13 protein-coding genes are annotated in these 16,854 nt (G+C 33.1%); 6 read left to right on the top strand and 7 right to left on the bottom strand.

What is annotated here, in order from left to right; genetic code table 11:
- Positions 1-106: 106 nt before the first annotated feature.
- Positions 107-997 carry a carbohydrate ABC transporter permease gene (locus ACEW8E_RS11780; RefSeq protein ID WP_373480539.1) on the bottom strand — a complete coding sequence of 297 codons (891 nt, stop codon included), beginning with the start codon at positions 995-997 and terminating at the stop codon, positions 107-109.
- A 66-nt stretch (positions 998-1,063) separates the two neighbouring features.
- Complete coding sequence (locus ACEW8E_RS11775; protein WP_373480538.1) at positions 1,064-2,533, bottom strand: TldD/PmbA family protein; 1,470 nt, start codon at positions 2,531-2,533, stop codon at positions 1,064-1,066.
- A 375-nt stretch (positions 2,534-2,908) separates the two neighbouring features.
- Here ACEW8E_RS11775 and ACEW8E_RS11770 point away from each other — a divergent pair, with 375 nt between their 5' ends.
- Together ACEW8E_RS11770 and ACEW8E_RS11765 are read left to right on the top strand one after the other, a co-directional pair.
- The gene (locus tag ACEW8E_RS11770; protein ID WP_373480537.1) at positions 2,909-3,112 is read left to right on the top strand and encodes a type II toxin-antitoxin system HicA family toxin; all 204 of its coding nucleotides are present in this window, start codon (positions 2,909-2,911) and stop codon (positions 3,110-3,112) included.
- A gap of 1 nt (position 3,113) precedes the next feature.
- Entirely contained in the window at positions 3,114-3,338 is a 225-nt protein-coding gene (locus tag ACEW8E_RS11765) for a type II toxin-antitoxin system HicB family antitoxin (RefSeq protein WP_373480536.1), read from the top strand.
- Positions 3,339-3,408: 70 nt separating this feature from the next.
- Here ACEW8E_RS11765 and ACEW8E_RS11760 read toward each other — a convergent pair whose 3' ends face one another.
- From ACEW8E_RS11760 to ACEW8E_RS11750, 3 genes are all read right to left on the bottom strand, one after another.
- A complete protein-coding gene (locus ACEW8E_RS11760) occupies positions 3,409-7,230 on the bottom strand; it encodes an Eco57I restriction-modification methylase domain-containing protein (RefSeq protein WP_373480535.1) in 3,822 nt (1,273 codons plus the stop codon).
- A 149-nt stretch (positions 7,231-7,379) separates the two neighbouring features.
- Positions 7,380-8,837 (bottom strand): aminotransferase class I/II-fold pyridoxal phosphate-dependent enzyme, encoded by a 1,458-nt coding sequence (locus ACEW8E_RS11755; RefSeq protein WP_373480534.1) that lies wholly within the window; start codon positions 8,835-8,837, stop codon positions 7,380-7,382.
- Between the two features lie 151 nt (positions 8,838-8,988).
- Positions 8,989-10,350 (bottom strand): MFS transporter, encoded by a 1,362-nt coding sequence (locus tag ACEW8E_RS11750; protein ID WP_373480533.1) that lies wholly within the window; start codon positions 10,348-10,350, stop codon positions 8,989-8,991.
- A 198-nt stretch (positions 10,351-10,548) separates the two neighbouring features.
- Between ACEW8E_RS11750 and ACEW8E_RS11745 the strand changes: the two genes are divergently transcribed.
- Positions 10,549-11,148 carry a hypothetical protein gene (locus tag ACEW8E_RS11745; protein WP_373480532.1) on the top strand — a complete coding sequence of 200 codons (600 nt, stop codon included), beginning with the start codon at positions 10,549-10,551 and terminating at the stop codon, positions 11,146-11,148.
- Entirely contained in the window at positions 11,129-11,413 is a 285-nt protein-coding gene (locus ACEW8E_RS11740; RefSeq protein WP_373480531.1) for a glycosyltransferase, read from the top strand. The genes ACEW8E_RS11745 and ACEW8E_RS11740 overlap by 20 nt, the downstream gene beginning before the upstream one ends.
- Before the next feature lie 212 nt (positions 11,414-11,625).
- Here the strand turns inward: ACEW8E_RS11740 and lpxD are convergent, their stop codons facing one another.
- A complete protein-coding gene (lpxD, locus tag ACEW8E_RS11735; RefSeq protein ID WP_373480530.1) occupies positions 11,626-12,660 on the bottom strand; it encodes a UDP-3-O-(3-hydroxymyristoyl)glucosamine N-acyltransferase in 1,035 nt (344 codons plus the stop codon).
- Between the two features lie 11 nt (positions 12,661-12,671).
- Between lpxD and ACEW8E_RS11730 the strand changes: the two genes are divergently transcribed.
- On the top strand, positions 12,672-13,247 hold the full coding sequence (locus ACEW8E_RS11730) for a TerD family protein (protein ID WP_373480529.1): 576 nt from the start codon (positions 12,672-12,674) through the stop codon (positions 13,245-13,247).
- Positions 13,248-13,564: 317 nt separating this feature from the next.
- Entirely contained in the window at positions 13,565-14,179 is a 615-nt protein-coding gene (locus tag ACEW8E_RS11725; protein ID WP_373480528.1) for a DedA family protein, read from the top strand.
- A 46-nt stretch (positions 14,180-14,225) separates the two neighbouring features.
- Here ACEW8E_RS11725 and cphA read toward each other — a convergent pair whose 3' ends face one another.
- Complete coding sequence (cphA, locus tag ACEW8E_RS11720; protein ID WP_373480527.1) at positions 14,226-16,844, bottom strand: cyanophycin synthetase; 2,619 nt, start codon at positions 16,842-16,844, stop codon at positions 14,226-14,228.
- Positions 16,845-16,854 lie beyond the last annotated feature (10 nt).

Genomic DNA, 16,854 nt, shown 5'->3' with positions numbered 1-16,854 from the left:
TAGATAAGGTTATTTTTTAACTATCTCACAAACTAGGGGCGATATAACGCCTCTATTATTTACCTTTATTTTCCGTACCTAAAAATCGAACTGAGGTTTGATCATGTTAATCTTTCAATATAATTAGTTGAATGGCCACTAAAATTATGGCAAATATTAATAAAATACTTGTAGTTGCTGCGGCGTAACCAAAGTTAAATTGACGGAAGGCTTGTTCATAAATATAGTAAGAAAGTAGATTAGTGGAATTAGATGGGCCACCGTTGGTTATGATATAGACTTGCTCGAAGGAGCGAAATGTAAAGATAGCGGTGGTTATGGTTGCAAATATGAGGGTTGGTTTTAATGAAGGTAAGGTTATATACCAAAGTTTAGCCCAAAAGTTTGCACCGTCTAACTCGGCGGCTTCGTAACGGTTTTGAGGAATGGCTTGTAATCCTGCTAAAAATACCACTAAGTTGAAACCTATTTGTCGCCATGTACTAAAGATAATAATAACTGGCATTGCCCAAAAGGTACTATTTAGCCAAGGAATGGGATTTATATTTAATGATAATAATAATTCGTTGATGGGGCCATTATTTTGAAATAACCATCGAAATCCTAACCCCATGGCGACTAAAGAAGTGATGCTAGGGATAAAATAAGCTGTGCGAAAAAATCCTCTTAATATTATTTTTTGATTCAGTAAAATACTTAAAAATAAAGGAATGATAATACTGGGAATAATAGTGGCGATCGCAAAATAAAGGGTATTAAAGATAATTTGTTTAAAGTCGGAATCTATTAATAGTCTTTGATAATTTGCTAAACCAATCCACTTATTACTAACTAAATTACCATTAGTAAAACTAAGATAAATAAGGGAAAGAATGGGGATAAATAAAAAGATTGTCAGTAAAATTAATGCAGGTGCTAAAAATAACCAACCGATAAAATTTTGTTGTTTTAGTATTTGAAAAAAGGTTGTTTTTTTTGAGGATAGACTTTGAGACATTATTGATTAATTTTGTAGGCATTGCCCACCCTATGGGGATAAAATTGTTAATTGTTAATTGCTTATTTATCTTCCGCCAACGGTTATGGTATCTACTTTTATGTGAGGTTGCCCTACAGTAACATAAATACTACCACTGACTGAACCACAAAACCCCGCCGCTAAGGCTAAATCTTGGGATGACATGGAAATTTTTGTCATGATTTCTTTTGCTTCACCGATGAGGGTTGCACCTTTTAAGGGTTTGGTGATTTTACCGTTTTCGATGAGGTAGGCTTCATCTACACCAAAGTTAAACTCACCTGTAGGGCCAACGCTTCCACCGCCCATTTTTTTACAGTAAATTCCTTTATCCACGGAGTTAAATACTTCATCGAGGGTATATTTACCACAATCAATATAAGTGTTACGCATACGAGAAGCCGCCGCAAAACTATAACTCTGTCTTCTGCCACTACCCGTGCGAGGATGCCCTGTGCGTATCGCTCCTGCTCGATCTGATAAAAAGTTCTTTAAGATGCCATTCTCGATTAAAAGAGTGCGTTGTGGAGGCATTCCTTCATCATCCATGTCAATACTTCCAAAGGCGTTTTCGGATAATCCTTCATCCCAAGCGGTTAAATTTTCATGGGCGATTTTTTCGCCTTTTTTATCCATGAAAGGAGTACTTTTTCGCTCGATTTGAGTAGTTTCTAATAAATGTCCACAGGCTTCATGAAAGATAACTCCACCGAATTGATTAGCCATGATAACGGGATATTGCCCTGATTCTACATAATCGGCATACAACATTTTACCTGCGGATTCGGCTACTTCTTCGGCTACGGTGTCGTAATTCCATTTTCTTAAAAAGTCGGGGTTACTTGTGTCGCCGTCTCGTTTACCGATAGATGAGCGATTATCACCATCAGCACATAATAAGTTATAACCAACGGATTGAGTTAAGCGAATATCACGGGCAAAAATACCATCACTGGAGGCGATTAAAACTTCTTGCCAATCACGGAAATAGGCAGTGCGGCGAGATTGTACATGATTAGCGGTTTTGTTAAGTTTATTATTAGCGCTAAGTAATATATCCCCCATTTCTTGCATATTGCTACAGTTACTTAACCAACTATCTTTATTTTTAGCGGCGGCATAATCTCTAAACATTTCAAGGTTGATTTCAGGAATAAAAGCGCTTCCTTGAGGAAGATTAAAACCTAAGATAGATAATGCTTTTTCTAAGGCTTGTTTTAATCCTGAAAACGTCAAGTTATTAGTGCTAACGTAACAGTCTTGTTTACCACGAAAAACTCTAACTCCTGCACCTGTCGAAAGTCGAGGAGTAATGCTAGTGATGGTGTCATCTTCTGCTAGACAACTGATATAATTTGCTTTTTCGAGGAAAAATTCTACAAAATCAGCACCTGCCGCCCTTCCCATGCCTAATAATGTAGATAATGGTTTTTCCCATGTTAAGTCAAAGTGATTAATACTGGGATGATAAGATAAGTTAGGTATTTCACGGGATACTAATAAAATTGGTGACATATAATATTTTTTTTCACTGGTATTAATTGTTTATTGTAACTAATGGTTTAATTATCTTGAAGGAAGAAAACAAAATATGGTTGTAACTCGCACCATGTTACTAACTTCTTGATCAAAATATGGTTGTACCTCGCACCATGTTACTAAACAACAATTGACACTAGATATAGCGTAAATAATCATTATCGCCCACCATATTTGGTGTGCCGCCGCCGAATCCCTCAAAAATTAATCAAAAAATAGAAATTTGCGATCAAATTATATGTTAGAATTACTGCTATTAATTTAGATATTGATAATATCGCCGTTGATACCAGAATAGAAGATTTTGCACTAAATCATGATTATTATTTATATGGAATAGCTAAATAAATAATGCCAAAAAAAATTAAAGAATTAAAAAAAATGCTAATTCAAGCTGGTTTTCAAGAAGTGGAGGGGAAAGGAAGTCACACTAACTGGATACATCCTAATTATCAAGGAAAAGTAACAGTTTCAGGAAAAGATGGAGGAGATGCTAAAAAATATCAAGAAAAACTAATTATACAGGCAATAAAAGAAACAAAAAAAAGTAATTAATATGAACAAATATAAATATAAAATGGTGATTCAATGGAGTGAAGAAGATAATTGTTTTTTAGTGGGATTTCCTGATTTTGTTGGGCAAAAATGGCGCACTCATGGTGACACTTATACTGAAGCCGTTGTCAACGGAGAAGAAGCATTAGAATCTTTAATTATCGCTTATAAGGCAACGGGGGAAACATTACCAAAACCCACTATTACCGACTTAGTAGAAGTTTAATAAAATATAGTTGTATCTCGCACTATGTTATACAAATTTTGCTCTTATTTAGACGAATTAAACATTAATTTTACCCTTCAATTAACTTAATTTCTTCCTCTGTTAAGTCATATAATTCATAAACTAATAAATCTATTTCTCTCTCTAATTTTGATGTATCATTATTCGGATTTTCTTCCTTTAAATCTAAAATTTGGGTAGCTAAACTAATAATATTCTCTTTTAAAAGACTATCTGATTTTATTGGTAACTCTTTAATTATGCTTGGTTTAATTTCAGCAAATACTTTACCTTTTTGGGGATTTTTAAAAGAATAATAAAAATTTAATAGTTTTGAATTTAAAAGACTCATTAAAAATTTAAGATTAATATTTTCAGAAGTTATAATAAATACAGAATTTTGACAATAAAATTTATTTTTATCATAAGCACATATTATTTTATCGCTTGTTTGTCTCATTAAAATTTTGGGATTATCCATTTTAATTTGACTCGATGGATACATGAGATTATTTCCATACTTAATATATTGAATATTTTGATAATTAATAAAATAACGATGAATGTTACTGCCGACTAATAATGGTTTCCATGATGAATCAATTTTTGTATTTGAATGATAAATTCTCTTGGTAATCATTTCTTGAGTCTGTTTTGGTATTCCATATCCTTTTTGATAAGGTTTTATTCCCCAAATTATTTGGCAGTCTTTTTCAAAAATTTTTCCTTGACATTCTAACTTAGAAATTAATTTAATAGTTTCATTATCTATGCCTATTAATATTCTTGATAAATTATCTTTTTTCCAAATATCTTTATTAATTAATGCTTGACTATTAATTTTACCTTTAATATATTTAGTGGTAAATACTGGTGAATCGTTATTATTTATTAATTGTAAAATTAAACAACAACTTTCTACAGTTGCTTCTTGAAAAACACCATCACCAAAATCAATAATTTCAATTACTTTATTGTTTAAAAGATGATTTCTAAATTTATCTGTATTGTTAATTAATGTCCATGTATTAGGTAAAATTAGAGCAATAAAACCTTGTTTAATTATAATTAATTCACTTAACATATAAAAGTATAAATAAGTGTCTTTTGTTTTTGAAGAAATAATATTTGAATATTTATTACTCAGTAAATTTTTTGCATCATCATTCAATATAATTCCCCATGGAGGATTGCCAATAACCACATCAAAACCGATAAAGTTACCCTCATCATTTAACACCTCTGGAAACTCAAAACGCCATTCAAAACCATGATGATAAATGCGATTATTTTTCTTATCGTCAATCTTCGTTGTTAATAAATTAATCTCTTTTTCTAACTGCTTTTGTTTCTTTTCCTTAGCTTTTTTCTCCTTCGTTGTTTCCTCAAATAAAGAAGTTTGACTTAGTAAACTATCTAACTCTATTTGCAAATTGCGTAACTTTTTATCATCGTCATCATTAGCCGTAATTACTGTGGAAAAACTAGATTTTATTTCTTCAATTTTTTTAGTAGCTTCTTTTTTTTCTTCCTTACTTTTTGGGTTACGATAAATTTTAACGGCTTGTTTAAAGTCAGTAATTTGTTGCTTAATTTTCGGGGATAAAATCAACTCCTGTAAATCAAAACGACTAATTAAACTATTACCACATTTAATATTAATATCGATATTTGGCAAGGTTTCTAATTGTCGCCCTTTTCCCTCCAATTCTGGGGGATAAAATCGCCCTCCTGCTTCCAATTCTGAGGGATAAAATCGCCCCCTTGCCCCCAATTCTGGAGGGGAATTACTATCAATAAAAGTCCCCAAAGTTGGGGATTTAGGGGCGTTAATTTGCCCCCCTGCCTCCAATTCTGGGGGTGAATTACTATTAATAAAAGTCCCCAAAGTTGGGGATTTAGAGGCTAATTTAGAGAATTTATAATAAGCATTTTTTAACAACTCAATCCATAACCGAAGACGACAAATTTTTACAGAATTAATATTAATATCGACACCGAATAAGCAATTTTCAATAATAGTTTGTTTTTCGTGAAATAAGGCTTCTTGGATGCGTTGACTTTCTGAATTTTTGGGATTATAACTAAAGATTTTACCATCTTCATCGGTGACGATTAATTCATCGTTAACAACTTTGATAGTATAATCAATCTTCTTAATTTTTTTGCCCTTTTTATCTACTAAAATATTTAGGTAACTTTTCAAGGCAATAATTTCATTTAATGCTGATACTAAAAAATGCCCTGAGCCCACTGCTGGATCGCAAATTTTGATATTATTAATGATAAGATTAGCCTCTTTTATGTCTTCAATTTTATCTGCTAATTCGTCAATATTCTGACAATTCCACCCTTTGACTTCATTAAATTTATGGATAACAACACGGTGAATCGTCTCCCGACACATATACATGGTAATAAAACCGGGTGTAAAAAATGAGCCATCTTGATAACCGTTAATCTTCTCAAAAATTAACCCTAAAACTGAGGCATTAATCAGGGTTTTATTTTCTTCTTGAATCGCCTCTGAAGTTTCACTACTAAAATCAAAAGCGGATAAAAAATCGAATAAATAATGTAGAGTATTTAACTGTCCTTTTTTCCTTTTTCCTTGATAATCTTTCAATACTGTTTGACTAAATAAAGGTAATTCATAACCTAAATTCAAGCTACCTATAGCAATAGTTTGATTTTCTAATGTTGTTACTTCAAATAAGGAACTATTAAGGTAAGGTACATGATAAAATTTTGCTTCAATATCTGGGTTTCTTTCTTCATTTCTCTTTGCTAATACTTGAAAAAAAAGTAAGTCTAAATCATTATAACTCTTGAGGCGATCGCTATTTAAAAAACTAAAATTTTTATCTTGTTGATTATAGTTAACTAATTGTGCTTCTAATAATTTTAAGAATAAAATACGGTTAATCCAAGTAATAACTAATTCTAAGGCAATATGAAATAATTGTGTTGATTTATCTTCTCCATAATCTCGTAAATTATTAATATTATCTAACTTATTATAAGTGTCTAATTGAGTGATAGTATTTTCTAATAATGAGCCTTGAAAACGTTGATTTTCTGGTAATCTTTGAATTAATTTTTTGCCTTTTTCTTTAACTTCCGTTAAACCGATAATATGTAATAATTCGTTATAAAAACCTTGATCTAAACTGTTACTATCATTAGCAAAGGATAAATTCAGAAGGTGTTGGGGTGATAAAATTTTATAAAGTAAAACTAAGTCTAATTCTTCTTTCTTTTGATAGTTATTGAGATTAAAATAAACAACTTCTTTTTTTAGCTCATTTTCTACTTTAGCGATGAAAACTTGAGCAATTTCTTGATAAAATAAATCTGTTTTTTGGCTGGTTAACTTTTTTTCTCGAAAGTCATTAAATTGTTTTACTAAGGTTTTATCTTGATAAAATAACCTTTCAAATAAACTGGCAGGAAAAATAAACCAATCATAAATATTTGTAACAATTAGTTGTTTTAATTCAAAGTTTTTGTTAACAATTCGCTCTTGTAAATAATAATATAATAACTGTTGTAAAGCCTTAATATTAAATTTATTAAAACTTAACATCTCATTTTTATTACTAGGACTTTTTGTCTCAATAATAATCCCTATTTTACTGTCACTATTCTTACCATGATAAATCGCTAAATCTTTTCTATCTTGAGTATTAATATAGTGGTTATTTTTATAGTAAACATCATTCAAAAATTCTCTTAAATTATTTTTATGATATTCCTCTGATTCATTAATTTTTGCCTCAGTTTGACTTAATAAGTTACTTAATTTTTCTTCAAAAATATTAATATGCGATCGCCATATTTTCAGTTTAAGATAAGCTGGATTTAAAGATTTGAGAATAGTTTGATAAGTCATAAATTATTGATAGAATTGATAAATTATAAATTAATGGAGATATATTTTAAGTTAATTCTTCTTATTATCGTCTGTTTTTTATCTTCCTATAATTTACGAAGATTATTTCTAAAACCATAATTTTAAAATACTTTATAGTTATGGAATTTTTAATTACTAATAATTTGTAAAGTTTCCAAACTTTCATCACTAATACCTGTGATTATGCCTCCTGAATTAATAATTTGTTGAGTATAATCTAAAGCCTCTTGAGTGATAATTTCTCCTGCCATAATTAAAGGAATACCGGGAGGATAAGGGCAAATATTTTCACCACTAATTTGATTAATGGCTAAATGTTGAGAAACAACTTTTTTTTCTGCTAAAAATGCTTGACGTGGAGTTATTCTTAATGGAGAATAGGGCAAAGAAGAAGGATTAATCTTAGTAATATTTTGTTCTTTTTTTCTATATTGTTTAATTTGTTTTAAAGCCGTTATTAACATTTTTATATCTTTAAGATTATTACCAATAGAGAGAATAAAAGTAAGATTTTGAAGAGAAGGTAATTCACAAGTTACGCTAAATTGTTGATGTAAAATCTCGTCAACTTCATAACCAGTTAAACCTAATTTACTAACATTTATAGTTAATCTTGTTATATCTAAATCAGTAAAAGTATTCGTTGGTTTAATAAAGTCTAATATAGATAAATATTCTAACTTTTTGATTTTTTTTCTAGCTATATTTGCCAACTTTAAAGTATGAGTTAATAATTTTTCTCCTGAAATAGCCATTTGTTGCCTTGCACCATCTAAAGATGCTAACAATAAATAATTAGGGCTAGAAGATTGTACTAATGGTAAAGCCAGACTGATACGACTAGGATTAACTAAATTACCTTGAAGATGAATCATGGAAGCCTGAGTCATTGCCCCTAAAACCTTATGAGTAGATTGTATCGCAATATCTGCTCCTGCCTCTAATGCTGACATTGGTAACTGAGAATGAAAGGAAAAATGTCCGCCATGAGCTTCGTCAACGAGCAAAGGAATGCTATGCTTATGAGCATAATTGGCGATTTCTGTCAAATTTGCACAAATACCGTGATAAGTCGGAGAAACTACCATAATGGCTTTAACGTTATCATGAGTTTGTAAAACATCAGCAATTTGAGAAACAGAAATGGTATAACAAAGGTCAAAATCAGAGTTATATTGAGGATTGATAAATATAGGAGTTGCCCCCGACAAAATTAAGCCAAAAATTGCCGATTGATGAATATTTCGGGGTAAAATTATCTTATCTCCTTCTCCACAGGTAGCCAAGATAGAGGCAATAATACCAGAAGTTGACCCATTAGCTAAAAACCATGTTTTTTTTGCCCCAAAAGCCTTCGCCGCTAGATTTTGAGCTTCTTTTATTACTCCCGATGGTGCGAATAAGTTATCTAATTCGGGTAATTCTGGTAAATCAGCACGAAAAATTTTTCTCCCCATAAGTTGCTTTAAAGATTTACTAACACCTTGACCTTTTTTATGACCAGGGGTGTAAAATGGAGCATCTTGTTTTAGGGCTAATTCTTTTAATATGGTTAATAATGGGGTTTTTTCTTGAGGATTATTCATTTAAAAAAGCCATAATAAAATATCTTCAGTAAGTAGATAACGAGTAATGAGTAATGAGTAATGAGTAATGAGTAATGAGTTAAGAAATTAACGTTTTCCATCCTAAAAATAGATTTTACTTTTTATTTTGCAAGAGGTCTAATAAATTAACTTAATTATTTAAAGATTGTAAAGCGTATAAGTCAGGTGCATCTCCGAAGGCAAAACGCCATGAATTGCTTATATTTTTGTTAGAAAAACCAATGAAAATTATTAGTGCCATGATTGCCATGATTGCCGTTGCACCAAACATAAAACGATAGCCTAAGTCTAATAATAAACTACCTAAAACTGGCCCTCCTAAGGCTACTCCCACATCAAAACCACTAACACAAATAGCAAAAACCTTTCCTCTTTCGTTAGAAGTACATCTATCAGCAATTAAAGCTAAAGTAATCGGTACTAACATACCAGCTCCTGTACCTTCTAAAATAGCGGATAATAATAAAATGTTAGCACTTTGGACAAATGTCAATAAAGTCATAGACAATATATAGCAAATAATGCTAATACTGATGAAAATACCTCTACCATGTTTATCTGATGCTTGTCCTGAAATAAATCTGACGACAAAAGAAGCGATCGCCGCCGCAGTATAAAACAAGCCAACGTTAAAATCAAGTTGAATATAACGTAAATAAAGGGGTAAAAATGTAACCAATGTACCGAATAAACAACCGATTAATAATAAAATCAATGTGGGTACAAGGAAAGACGGATTAGAAATTATGTCCTTGAAGTTGCTACGGTTAGCTTTATCTATTTCCGTAGAAATATTATCTTGAGAAGATGAATAAAACTCTCGAATTTGGGTAGCTAAAATTAAAGCTAAAATACCGCAACTCGCTGACACGGTAAACAAAATTTGATAACTGGTATATTCTTGTAAAAATCCACCCACAGCAGGGCCGATGGCCATACCAATGGGTACAGCTAAACTCATATAACCGATTAATTCTCCTCTTTGTTTTGGCGGTGATAAGTCAACCACTAAGGCACTATAACCCGTAGTAAAAGCGGCGATACTGATGCCATGAAAGGCACGAATTACCATTAATTGAGGAATAGAATTTAACCATAAATATCCCATCGGTGCGATAGTTGCGACTAATGTGCCAATAATTATGACAATTTTTCGACTAGGATAATCTGCTAATTTACCGATAAATTTGTGAAAAATACGGATAAAAAAGTTAGTTATTCCTGAATTTAATTTCATCTGTTTAACAAACTTGATTAATCCTTCATCAGCTAATTTTCCTAACCAAACTCGAGATAATAATAAACCGATGGCAAAACACCCCATAATATAACCTACTTGTTTTGCGGTTGCACCAATATCTTGAATATAAGGAGGTAAAGTAGGAAGTAAACAGGTTATACTTGTCCAAAAAAATAAGGCGCATAAAAAAAGAATCAACAAATTAATTAACTTGCTTTTTTCTAAACTTTGAAATATTTTAGGGAGATTCACGTTTAAGGAGTTGTTACAAAACTTTATATTCTATTGTAAATCTAAAAAAATATTTTAAGAAAAATGTAGTAAAAGTATAATTAACTATGTTTAATATTAAGATGTATTGTAGTTTAAAGGAAAAAGATATAATTTTCAACTGATTTAATTTAAGAGAAAATTGTTGTACACTTTAACCATTCTATTTATTTACAATTTATGCACTGGACTGTAGCCGCCCCTTTTTTTGATTTTGATGAGCAAGAATTACAAAATTGTCGATGGCTTGATGATTTTGTGGTAGGAGATCGTCATTCTTTTACTAAAGTACCTTGTAGAGATAATTCCACTAATAAAAGTTGGCATCATCGTCTTTCTCGAAATACTTCCATGTCAGGATGGCTAAAATACTGGCATCAAAGTGGTGAAGCATGGGAAAAAACCACAGGAGGAGTTATTACTGTTTTTCCTCAGTTAGCAACAATGGTAGGCACTAGAAAACGTTTTTCCTCCAAAAATATCCCTTTAATATCTTATTGTTTTAATATCGGTTTTCTTTATTCTGGGGTTAAACAATTACTTGCTAAATCTGCTCTTTATGATGTAGATAAATTTATCGTTCACTCTAGGAAAGAATGTGAAACCGTAAGTTCATGGTTAGGTATACCTCAAAGTAAGTTTGAATTTATTCCTTTACAAAGAGCTGAAATTCCCATTACCGAATCGGAAGATATAGAGAATCCGTTTATATTATCAATGGGATCGGCTAATCGGGATTATCAAACTTTTTTTCGATGCTGTGGAGAAAATCGGTATTAAAACTATTGTTGTAGCTGCTCAACATTCCCTTAAAGGTTTAAGTATTCCCTCCAATGTAGAAATTATGTCTGGCCTTACCTCCACACAATGTCATCGTTTAGTTCAAAAAGCACGGTTAAATGTTATTCCCTTAATGGAGAGTTTTACAGGTGCTGGTCAAGTTACTATTGTGGAAGCTATGATCATGAGTCGTCTTGTTATTGCCACTCGATGTACTGGTTCTGAAGATTATATTACACATGGTGAGGTGAAACAGGCTTATTAGTTAAACCTTATGCTGTAGATGAGCTAATTAATGCCATTAGTGATTTATGGTCAAACGAAACACTAAGAGGTACTTTAAGTAAACAAGCTGGTCAATATGCTAAAGAAAATTTTGCCGATGAAATAGCAGGAAAAAAATTAACTCAGATTCTTGACCAATTTTAAAATTAATAAAAGCTCTTTTTGTCTAAAAATCAAATATTTACTATTAAACTATCCTTTATTTTTTTGTAAATCTTTGACTATTTTATAAATTTCAGGGAGTTTTTTATAAATAGCGGATACTTTTAAATATAGTTTATTATTTACTGCCGGAGAGCCTGAAACGGTTTCTCCTGTTTTAACATCATGATGTATTCCTGATTGTGCGGAGGCGATGGCATTGTCTTCTATTTGTACTTGGTTCGCTACCCCGACTTGTCCTGCTAAAATAACCCGATTACCTAACTTTACACCACCAGCTAACCCTACTTGAGCCGCTAAAGCACAGTTTTCACCAATATCTCCATTATGTCCCACATGAACTAAATTATCTAATTTGGTGTTTTTACCGATGCGAGTTATACCCACAGCAGGGCGATCAATTGTACTGTTACAACCGATTTCTACTCCATCTTCTAAAACGACATAACCTGATTGTGGCATTTTATACCAACCTTCAGGAATCGGCACAAAGCCAAAGCCTTCTCCGCCAATGACTGCACCACTATGAATTACACAATTAGCACCGATTTGACTTCTTTCTTCAATAGTGGCGTTACCATGAATAATAGTGCGATCGCCAATAGTAACATGAGGATAAATAACGACATTGGGAAAGATACAAACATCATTGGCAATGGTAACACCTTTTTCGATAACTACATGAGCACCAATGGAAATATTTTTACCTAATTTAACATCATCAGCAATAACGGCAGTGGGATGAATTTTCGATTCAGGTTGAAAGGGTTGATAGAATAGATTAATGGCTTGGGCAAAAGTAAGACGAGGATAACTAGAAGATAACCAAGCAATTCCTCTTTCGGTGGCTAGTGTTTGTAAGGAGGTATCTAATGGTAGAATAAGAGCAGAAGCAGTAGTAACTGTTACCATTTTCCCAAACTTTTCACCTTCAACGTAGCTTAATGTATTAATCTGTGCTTGATCAATACCCGTGATACTATAAAGATCAGGATTAAGCTCAGGATGAGTACTAAAACTATGACTTTGAGGGGATAATTGACTAATAAGATCACTAAATTTCATATAATTAGATTATGACTATTTCACTACAAAAAGGACAACGAATTTCCTTAGCTAAAGTTGCACCAAGCCTAGTGGCAGGATTTATCGGTTTAGGTTGGGATACTAACGCTACAGATACAGGAGGAGACTTTGATTTAGATGTATCCTTGTTTCTGGTGGGCGCTAACGAAAAATTAGTTTCTGATAAACATTTCATTTTTTACAATAACTTAATTAGTCCAGATCCAGATCAATCTGTCAAACTTTTAGGAGATAATCGCACAGGAGAAGGAGAAGGAGATGACGAAGGTTTAATTGTCGATTTGCGTAAAGTGCCTTCTGATGTAGCTAAAATTATTATCACTGTGACTGTTTATGATGCTGAAACAAGACATCAAAATTTTGGACAAGTTACTAATGCTTATATTCGCCTTGTGGATGTACAAACTAAAGAAGAAGTTTTACGCTATGACTTAACGGAAGATTTTTCTACCGAAACCGCCGTTATTATGGCTGAATTATACAATAAAGATGGTGAATGGCGTATTAATGCTGTAGGCTCAGGATTTGATGGTGGATTACAGTCTCTTCTTGATAAATATAAGTAATTAGTTATCAGGTATCAGGTATAAGGTATCAGGTATAAGGTATCAGGTGTCAGGTTTAATACCCTCAAACTGAGGTGATTAGTCAATCAAAGAATGTAAAATTTTCGCCCCCTAACCCCCAAACTTGGGGGGAATTAAAGGAGGGATTGTCCAAAAATCATTAGACCTCTTGCAAAATAAAAAGTAAAATCTATTTTAGGATGGAAAACGTTAATTTCTTAACTCATTACTCATTACTTATTACTTATTACTCCACTTCTGCAAGAAGTCTATTTAATACTACTTATTTTTTCTCTTAACTGCGCACTAATTACATAATGGAATTTTTCTCACTCGAACAACTCAAAGAATTAGCAAGTATTTACGGTTATTGGGCAGTTTTTGCTGGTATTGCCATCGAAAATACAGGAATACCGATTCCGGGGGAAACCATCACCATTATCGGTGGATTTTTAGCAGGTAGCGGTGAATTAAATTACTGGTTTGTTTTATTAACTGCCATCACGGGTGCAATTACTGGGGATAATTTCGGTTATTGGCTAGGAAGAATTGGCGGTTGGAAGTTTTTACTTAAGCTATCTCGTTTTTTTCGTCTTCCTGATGATGAAGTGGAAAAAGCCAAGATTAAATTTATCGAAAATGCGGCTAAGGCGGTGTTTTTTGGACGTTTTATCACGTTATTAAGGATTTTTGCTGGACCTATTGCTGGAATAGTTGAAATGCCTTATCCTAAGTTCTTATTTTATAATTTTATGGGTGCAACAATTTGGGGCGTTATTGTTGTAACTATTGCTTATTTTGTGGGAAAAGTGGTTTCTTTAGAGCAACTTTTATCATTAATTAGTCAATTTGGTCTTGTGGTTTTATTATTATTCTTAGGTTGGATTTTTATCCCTATCTTACTTAAATCTTCTCAAAAGAAACCTAGTTAAAATAGATTTCTTGAAAAAGTAAATAAAGATAAAGATAAAAAAGTTATTAAATAGATTGATACTTTTGAATTAACTCAATGGATTTCGTGACACTTTCAGGAAAAATAACCACTAAACCATTTTTATTCACTTTCTCTAATCCTTTTTCTGTGGCTTCAGTTTCATCGAGAATTACATCATAACTAGCTTGAGAGTTTTCCGCTAAAATACCTTTAACGATTAATTCTGCTACACTACCTCGATCTCTACCTCGATTATCTTGATCTTCTTTAATGATAATATGATCAAAAATTCCTGCTGCAATTTTTCCTAATAGCATCAAATCTTCGTCTCTTCTGTCACCTGGGCCACCAATTACCCCTAGGCGATCGCCACTCCAGTTTTTGACGAATTCTCCTACAGCTTGATAACCAGCAGGATTATGAGCGTAATCGATGAGTACAGAAAAATCTTTCATGTCAAAAAGGTTCATTCTGCCGGGGGTTTGATTTGCACCGGGGTTAAATGTACGAACTCCTTGACGAATTAGCTCTATATCTGTACCATGAACAAAAGCAGCTAAACAAGCAGCTAAAGCATTAGCAATCATAAAAGGGGCCATTGCTTTCATGGTGATGGGGATATTTTCTGCTTTTTCGATTCTTAAAGTCCATTCCCCTTCAAAAATAGAGAGATAACCATTTTCATAAATAGCAGCCATACCGTTACGGCGTAAATGATCAACAATGAGAGGATTATCTTTACTCATAGAAAAATAAGCAACTTTTCCCTTGACATTTTGAGCCATTTGTGCTACCAAAGGATCATCCGCATTTAAGACGGCATAACCATCAGCATTAACGGATTCAGCAATTACCCCTTTTACTTTTGCCATCTGCTCGATAGAATTAATATCTCCCAAGCCTAAGTGATCTGCCGCGACATTAAGAACTACCCCAATATCACAACTTTCAAAAGCTAAACCAGAGCGTAAAATACCACCTCTAGCACACTCTAAAACCGCTACTTCAACGGTGGGATCTCTTAAAATAACTCCAGCACTTAAAGGCCCTGTATTATCGCCTTTTTCTACCATATAATCCCCTAAATAAATACCATCAGTACTGGTATAACCGACGACTTTTCCTGTCTGACGATAAATATGGGCTAATAAACGAGTAGTGGTAGTTTTACCATTAGTACCTGTTACCGCTAAAATAGGGATGCGACTAGGTTTATTATTAGGAAAAAGCATATCTAACACTGGTGCAGCAACATTGCGAGGTAGCCCTTCACTGGGGGAAACGTGCATTCTAAAACCGGGGGCTGCATTTACTTCCACAATCACTCCATCAGCCTCTTTTAATGGTTTACTAATATCTGGAGTGACAACATCAATTCCAGCAATATCTAAACCAATAATTTTGGCAACTCTTTCGGCTATCCAAATATTCTGTGGATGTATTTCATCGGTGCGATCAATAGCAATACCCCCTGTACTTAAATTAGCAGTGGCTTTTAAATACGCAATTTCTCCTTTTTTGAGTATGGTATCCATTTCATAGCCTTGTCTTTTGAGTACTCCTAAAGAGGTCTTATCGACACTAATCTTCGTCAATATGTTATCATGACCATCGCCACGATTTGGATCTTGATTGGTTTGTTCGATTAAGTCTTCAATGGTGGAATATCCATCACCGATAACACGAGCGGGTATGCGTTCTGATACGGCAACTAATTTGCCATTGATAACGAGAATACGATGATCATGCCCCTTATAATATCTTTCGACAATGACGGATCTCGTTTTTGAAGCTGCACTAGCTAAATCATAAGCCTCTTCTGCTTCGTGCTGACTATTTATGTCAATAGTAATACCTCTACCATGATTTCCGTCTAAGGGTTTAAGAACAATAGGATAACCACCTACTTCGGCAATGGCATCGGCTAATTCATCGAGATAGTAGATAACTGTGCCTCTGGGTACTGGTATTCCTGCTTCGGCGAGGATTGTTTTAGTACCTTCTTTATCACAGGCTAATTCTACTCCTAAAATACTGGTTTTATTACTCAGAGTGGCTTGAATCCTCTGTTGATTTACGCCGTAGCCTAGCTGTACCATAGCTCTAGCACTCAGTAACATCCAAGGTATTTTTTTTGCTTCCGCTTCTTTGATAATGGTTTCAGTAGAAGGCCCTAAAGCGGAGTTTGCTCGTAAATCTCTTAAATCTGCTAAATCCTGAGCTAATTCTTCGGGAGAGTAACTACCATTGACAATAATTGAGTTACATAATCTAACGGCGGCTCTACCTGCATATCTTCCTGCTTCTTCGTAGATATACTCAAAAACTACGTTATAAACTCCTTCCGTGGCTGTTTCTCTGGTACGTCCAAAACCCACGGGCATTCCTGCTAGTTCTTGTAATTCAAGGGCGATATGTTCAATAATATGCCCCATATATGTGCCTTCTTGTACTCTCTCCAAAAATCCACCACGATGATCTCTGGAGCAAAAATGTTCTACAAGAGAAGGTAATATTTTCACTAATCCTTCATAAAATCCTGTGATCAGATTAGATGGTTTTTCAGCTACGTCTTCTAAGTCAAGACGCATTTGTATTAATTTTTGTCTTTTTATACTCCAATAATTTGGACCACGGAGGGTTTGTGTTTTGAGGATTTTCATGGTTTTTTGA

The organism is Geminocystis sp., assembly GCF_041753295.1.
GTDB lineage: Bacteria > Cyanobacteriota > Cyanobacteriia > Cyanobacteriales > Cyanobacteriaceae > Geminocystis.
The sequence above is the reverse complement of the archived record's forward strand: the minus strand, read 5'-3'. Positions and strand labels throughout refer to the sequence as shown.

What these genes read in the sequence shown, in the direction of transcription:
- ACEW8E_RS11780 (WP_373480539.1), bottom strand. Translation starts at nt 997, where the DNA reads ATGTCTCAAAGTCTATCCTCAAAAAAAACAACCTTTTTTCAAATACTA.
- ACEW8E_RS11775 (WP_373480538.1), bottom strand. Translation starts at nt 2,533, where the DNA reads ATGTCACCAATTTTATTAGTATCCCGTGAAATACCTAACTTATCTTAT.
- ACEW8E_RS11770 (WP_373480537.1), top strand. Translation starts at nt 2,909, where the DNA reads ATGCCAAAAAAAATTAAAGAATTAAAAAAAATGCTAATTCAAGCTGGT.
- ACEW8E_RS11765 (WP_373480536.1), top strand. Translation starts at nt 3,114, where the DNA reads ATGAACAAATATAAATATAAAATGGTGATTCAATGGAGTGAAGAAGAT.
- ACEW8E_RS11760 (WP_373480535.1), bottom strand. Translation starts at nt 7,230, where the DNA reads ATGACTTATCAAACTATTCTCAAATCTTTAAATCCAGCTTATCTTAAA.
- ACEW8E_RS11755 (WP_373480534.1), bottom strand. Translation starts at nt 8,837, where the DNA reads ATGAATAATCCTCAAGAAAAAACCCCATTATTAACCATATTAAAAGAA.
- ACEW8E_RS11745 (WP_373480532.1), top strand. Translation starts at nt 10,549, where the DNA reads ATGCACTGGACTGTAGCCGCCCCTTTTTTTGATTTTGATGAGCAAGAA.
- lpxD (WP_373480530.1), bottom strand. Translation starts at nt 12,660, where the DNA reads ATGAAATTTAGTGATCTTATTAGTCAATTATCCCCTCAAAGTCATAGT.
- ACEW8E_RS11730 (WP_373480529.1), top strand. Translation starts at nt 12,672, where the DNA reads ATGACTATTTCACTACAAAAAGGACAACGAATTTCCTTAGCTAAAGTT.
- ACEW8E_RS11725 (WP_373480528.1), top strand. Translation starts at nt 13,565, where the DNA reads ATGGAATTTTTCTCACTCGAACAACTCAAAGAATTAGCAAGTATTTAC.
- cphA (WP_373480527.1), bottom strand. Translation starts at nt 16,844, where the DNA reads ATGAAAATCCTCAAAACACAAACCCTCCGTGGTCCAAATTATTGGAGT.